We start from the raw sequence: 5465 nt of genomic DNA, 5'->3' as shown, positions 1-5465 counted from the left end.
AGCTTGACGCCTCAGAAATCAGCGACGCTGTATCGCAGATTGCCCTCGAAGGCAAGAATGAAAAGTTTATAGAAGTGGTAGAAAAGACCCTGCACAAGCTTTCCAACCGTGATTACATAAATTTTGACGAGAAATATGTTAAACTTATTATGCTTTCTTATTTTATGCTAAGCAGCGTGTACCTGGTAAAATCGGAATACGAAGTAGAGGATGGATATATAGATATAGCGTTATTGAGGAGGGAACCGATTGACCCTGCCTATTTTGCAATATTTGAGGTAAAGTATATTAAAAAATCAGAGTATGAAGCACACGGAGAAAAAATCATAGAAGAGAAGAAAAATGAAGCCATAGAACAGATAATGAAGTACAAAAGCTCTGATGAGCTTCAAAACCTGCCCAGGCTTAAGAAATGGGTAGTTGTTTTTGTGACGGATAAATGTGTTGTTAATGTGGAGATATAATTGGTACAGGACGCTAATGTCTAATAATATATTTTGTTTATACCAAAACTAAAATTTATTTAAGAAGGATATCCTTTATGCTGCCAACAACGCGGTAAATGTCGCTCCTGCTTACCCAATAATGTGTTACAAAACGCATAATCCCATCTTCTCCGGAATTGACTTTTATCCCTCTTTTTAACAATTCTTCCGCAAGCTTTACAGTTTCGCATCCTGTACCGCTTATATCAAAAAAGACCATGTTGATGTGAATATCATCAGGATTTACCCTTATACCAGGTATTTTTGCCAGCTCGCTTGCAAGCAACATTGCATTGTCATGGTCCTCCTTTAACCTGTGTCTCATCTTTTCCAACGCGATAAGCCCTGCAGCAGCCAGAATTCCTGCCTGGCGCATACCGCCTCCCATGATTTTTCTTCCCTTTCTTGCTTTGCTAATAAAATCGCTGTCGCCTGCAAGAATTGAACCGACAGGTGCGCATAAGCCTTTGGACAGACAAAACATGACCGAGTCGCAAAGCTTGGTTATTTCCCTCGGGTCTAATCCCAGATATGTTGATGCGTTGAATAGTCTTGCTCCATCAAGGTGTATGGGGATGTTATACTTTCGTGAAATACTAAAAACTTTCTTCATATTTTCCAAAGACACCACTCTACCGTTTGAATGTGCATTTTCTAAGCATATGAGACCCGTATCGGGATAGTGAATATCTTTTTCTTTACGTATCTTTGTTTCTATTTCTTCCGGATCCAGCTCGCCCTTATTGTCTTTAAGAGTCCTTAGCTGTACCCCTGCTATTACTGCGGAAGCCCCGGCCTCATGCGCAACAATATGGCAGTTGTCTCCAAGAATAACTTCGTTCCCGCGGCTGCAGTGGGTGAATAGAGCCAGCTGATTGCCAAAAGTTCCACTGGGAACGAACAGGGCGGCTTCCTTGTCAACAACTTCGGCAGCATATTCTTCAAGCCTGTTTACAGTGGGATCATCCCCGTAGACATCGTCCCCAACTTCCGCTTTATACATTGCTTCCCTCATTTCCGGGGTGGGTACTGTGACCGTATCGCTTCTTAAATCTATAAACTCCATCATGAAACCTCCCTTAAAAACACAATACGTTTCCTCCAGCGATGCTGATAACAGTCTGTGCCGTGCCAGTATTCAAGTTTTTCCCAAAACCGGGCATTATAAGTGTATAAGTGCTACAAGAAAAAACTCCAATACAATAATGTGATAATGCGCAGCCAAAGCACATTAAAAGTATATATTATTGACACATTTTTTTCAATTAAATTATAAAACGGGAAGAATTGAAGAAGCGATAAAACTTGTATTTTAAAATCATTATAAGCATGGTATACTAAAGAAAATACAAATAAAGCAGGTGTGGTATATGAACCAGGATATTCGATGGAAACAGAGGTTTTCTAATTTTAAGAAAGTTGCCATGCAACTAACGGAATTTATAGAAAAAGAGGAATTGAACAAATTCGAAGTTCAAGGGCTGATAAAATGTTTTGAATATACTTTTGAATTAGCTTGGAAGACTATGAAAGATTACTTGGAACAAGAAGGGTTTGATGTAAAAAGCCCTAGAAGTACGATACAAACAGCTTTTCAAACGCAACTCATTACAAATGGGCATGCATGGATAGATGCATTGGAAAAAAGGAATCTAATGGCACATACTTATGATGAAGCAAAAGCAAGGGAAGTCGAGGAGCTTATAAGAAAAAAATATTATTCAATTATTAACGAGCTTTGCCTTAAGTTGGAGGGATTATGAACTACGGTTTAAGTGAATCTGATTTGGATTATATTGTTAAGGCAATTAAAAAATTTCCCGAGATACAAAAGGCTTTGATTTTTGGTTCAAGAGCCAAGGGGAATTATAAACCGGGGTCGGATGTAGATATAGCTATCTGTGGTGAAAGAATAACATTCGATACATTATCGAGCCTTCATGCAGTGTTGGAAGAATACGGGCCGTTGCCGTATTTTTTTGATATTGTTGATTATTCGCATCTAGAGCACAAAGAACTGAAAGAACATATTGACAGAGTAGGAAAAGTTATTTTTGAAAAGGAGTAGTAACTGACAAATATTCTACCATATTCTGAGGTTATAGATGTCAAAAAATAAAACAGTTACAATTATTTACAGGGGTAAAGATATCGGGGGGATCATTCCTTTTCAACATATTGAAAATTCACTAAAAACAATTAAGACCTTTGTGGAAAAGACTATAGAGGAAGAGGCAGAAGAGTTTAAATTTTTCAATTTCTTAATTGTAATAACTAAGCAAGATGGGTTATAATTATTACTGAAGAATCAAGGGAAAAGTGTTAAAATCTTGTTAAATAAACACTCTTTAAGGGCTTGTGAAAGGAGCGAGCTGGATTGAAGAAATTGCCATATGGAATCAGTAATTATAAAACAATTGCACTGGAGAATTATATCTATATAGACAAGACCGCTTACATTGAGAAAATAGAGAATTACCATGCACCATTTTTATTCTTTTTACGCCCGAGAAGATTTGGCAAAAGCCTGTTTGTGTCGTTGCTCCAAAACTACTATGATGTAAACGAAAAAGATAATTTTGATATTTTATTTAAAAATACCTATATAGGACAAAACCCGACAAAAGAAAGAAACAGCTACTATGTCCTTAATTTTGATTTTACGGGAGTAACTACCGACACGAAGGAAGAATTGGAAGAGAGCTTTACCAATATCACAAAGCTGGCATTTAAGGATTTTGCAGATCGGTATAGATTATCTTTCGACTATATAATAAAAGATTCGGATTTAAATATATCAGCAGCAAATATAATGGAAGATTTTTTTACAAATGTGAAGAGTAAAATAGATAAACCAATTTACGTTATCATAGATGAATATGACCATTTTGCAAATGAGCTTCTAAGCTTTCAGTTTGACTTATTTAAGCAATCGGTAAGTAATACCGGATTTGTTAGAAAATGGTACGAAGTGCTTAAGAAACAAACAAAGACAATTGTAAAACGAATATTTGCCACAGGAGTAAGCCCAATTACCTTAGATAGCCTTACCAGCGGATTTAATATTGCCGATGACATAACAAGGCTTGATACTTTTAATGAGATGATGGGCTTTACTGAAGATGAAGTGAAACAGATGGTTAGAGATACTGCCAGGTTTCCTGTGAGTGAAAGTGATATGGAAGAGTTAATGGAAGTGCTGCACAAGAACTATGATGGTTACTTGTTCTCAGAGAAAGCAAAAAAAAGGTTATTTAATAGTGACATGATATTATACTATTTAAAAACCTATATAGAAGACAAAGAAGGACCTATAGACTTAATAGACCAGAACATTGCCAGCGACTATGGAAAATTGGGCAGGATGTTTGAGCTAAAGAATAGAAAAGGCAATATGGAAGTTTTAGAAAAGATACTAAATGGAGAGGAAATTGTAGCACAGATAACAAAACAATTTAGTATGGAAAAAGATTTTACGCAGGATGATTTTAAGTCCTTGCTGTTTTACCTGGGACTTCTTACAATAGATAAAAGGGTATTAGATAGCGTAAGTTTAAAGACGCCTAATTATGTCATTAAGGGTTTATATCACCAGTACTATGTAAAAAAATTAAATGAGGAAATGGATTATGATATTAATATACCTTTTATCAAAGAAGCTATAAGGCAAATTGCCCTCGAAGGCAAGAATGAAAAGTTTATAGAAGTGGTAGAAAAGACCCTGCACAAGCTTTCCAACCGTGATTACATAAATTTTGATGAGAAATATGTTAAACTTATTATGCTTTCTTATTTTATGCTAAGCAACGTGTACCTGGTAAAATCAGAATATGAAGTAGAGGATGGATATATAGACATAGCGCTATTCAGGAGGGAACCGATTGACCCTGCCTATTTTGCAATATTTGAGGTAAAGTACATTAAAAAATCAGAGTATGAAGCACATGGAGAAAAAATCATAGAAGAAAAGAAAAATGAAGCCATAGAACAGATAATGAAATACCGCAACTCGCATGAGCTTCAAACCCTGCCTGAACTTAAGAAGTGGGTTATTGTATTTGTGGCAGACAAATGTGTTGTTAATATGGAAATATAATAAGGAAATATAAATCAATATATAAGGATAAAAATGTGATGGTTATCCTATGTGGTTCACTGACAAGTATGATGACAACTCATGTGCTGTCATATAGTAGTCCATTATATGGAAGGAGAACAGCACAAATTCGGTTGTCACTATTGAAGTTTACAGAAATATTGAAGAGTAATTCCTACAAATCCTTTGAACAGCTTGTAGAAGTATATTCCATAACCGGCGGGGTGCCAAAATACTTTGATTTCTTTGATAATGATGAACCATTGATGGAAAATATAGATAGGGAAGTGCTGCGTAAAGGAAGCTTTTTATACGAAGAGCCGATATTTCTTCTTGAAAAGGAAGTTAAAGAGTTGGTGAGCTACTTTTCAATCATGAGAAGTATAGCCACCGGCAATCACAAGTTATCTCAATTGGCAGGAATTCCAGAGCTGCCTTCAAATACCTTGAGTCCCTACATTTGTAACTATCTCGTAAACTGCCAGATGAAATGATAGAAGTTACTTTCATAGAGAATGAATTATCGGATGTGACACTGTGTTTGCCTACTTTTGCTTACCAAGCCCGTCCGGAATATACTTCCAAAACCCCTGAATGAAAAATTCAAAGATGGTCTTTTTTAAAAAACTTTTGAAAAAGACTATGGAAGAAACTGGGTTTATGAAAATTGCACCCTTACAGAGATGAAGCACGAATTTAAAAGAAAGAGAAAACAAGAGTTATAGAGAGTAGCAAAAAAATATTTTCGCAAAACCGAGTTGGACACGTACAAGATTAGTATTGTATAGTAGACTTGGGGGAGGTAGGTAATCAAGTCATGAACAATACTAATAGAACATTTTCAGGTAGGACATTTAGTCCTGAAGATATAGAAATGATAAAAT

Annotated in this window: 7 protein-coding genes; 6 read left to right on the top strand and 1 reads right to left on the bottom strand. The window is 35.9% G+C overall.

Going from position 1 to position 5465, the window contains the following annotated elements; genetic code table 11:
- Positions 1-464, top strand: a 464-nt coding sequence (locus HPY74_19485; GenBank protein ID NSW92791.1) for a PD-(D/E)XK nuclease domain-containing protein, incomplete at its 5' end; no start/stop codon positions are given.
- Between the two features lie 55 nt (positions 465-519).
- Here HPY74_19485 and ltaE read toward each other — a convergent pair.
- Positions 520-1551 carry a low-specificity L-threonine aldolase gene (gene ltaE, locus HPY74_19480; protein ID NSW92790.1) on the bottom strand — a complete coding sequence of 344 codons (1032 nt, stop codon included), beginning with the start codon at positions 1549-1551 and terminating at the stop codon, positions 520-522.
- Positions 1552-1855: 304 nt separating this feature from the next.
- Between ltaE and HPY74_19475 the strand changes: the two genes are divergently transcribed.
- The 5 genes from HPY74_19475 to HPY74_19455 all read left to right on the top strand — a co-directional run bounded on the left by HPY74_19475 (position 1856) and on the right by HPY74_19455 (position 5075).
- On the top strand, positions 1856-2248 hold the full coding sequence (locus tag HPY74_19475) for a nucleotidyltransferase substrate binding protein (protein NSW92789.1): 393 nt from the start codon (positions 1856-1858) through the stop codon (positions 2246-2248).
- On the top strand, positions 2245-2553 hold the full coding sequence (locus HPY74_19470; protein ID NSW92788.1) for a nucleotidyltransferase domain-containing protein: 309 nt from the start codon (positions 2245-2247) through the stop codon (positions 2551-2553). The genes HPY74_19475 and HPY74_19470 overlap by 4 nt, the downstream gene beginning before the upstream one ends.
- A 37-nt stretch (positions 2554-2590) precedes the next feature.
- Positions 2591-2779 carry a hypothetical protein gene (locus HPY74_19465; GenBank protein ID NSW92787.1) on the top strand — a complete coding sequence of 63 codons (189 nt, stop codon included), beginning with the start codon at positions 2591-2593 and terminating at the stop codon, positions 2777-2779.
- Between the two features lie 83 nt (positions 2780-2862).
- A complete protein-coding gene (locus HPY74_19460; protein NSW92786.1) occupies positions 2863-4581 on the top strand; it encodes an AAA family ATPase in 1719 nt (572 codons plus the stop codon).
- Positions 4582-4619: 38 nt separating this feature from the next.
- Complete coding sequence (locus HPY74_19455) at positions 4620-5075, top strand: ATP-binding protein (protein NSW92785.1); 456 nt, start codon at positions 4620-4622, stop codon at positions 5073-5075.
- The last annotated feature ends 390 nt before the right edge of the window (positions 5076-5465 follow it).

The sequence above is a fragment of the Bacillota bacterium genome (genome assembly GCA_013314855.1).
Lineage (GTDB): Bacteria > Bacillota > Clostridia > Acetivibrionales > DUMC01 > Ch48.
The sequence above is the reverse complement of the archived record's forward strand: the minus strand, read 5'-3'. Positions and strand labels throughout refer to the sequence as shown.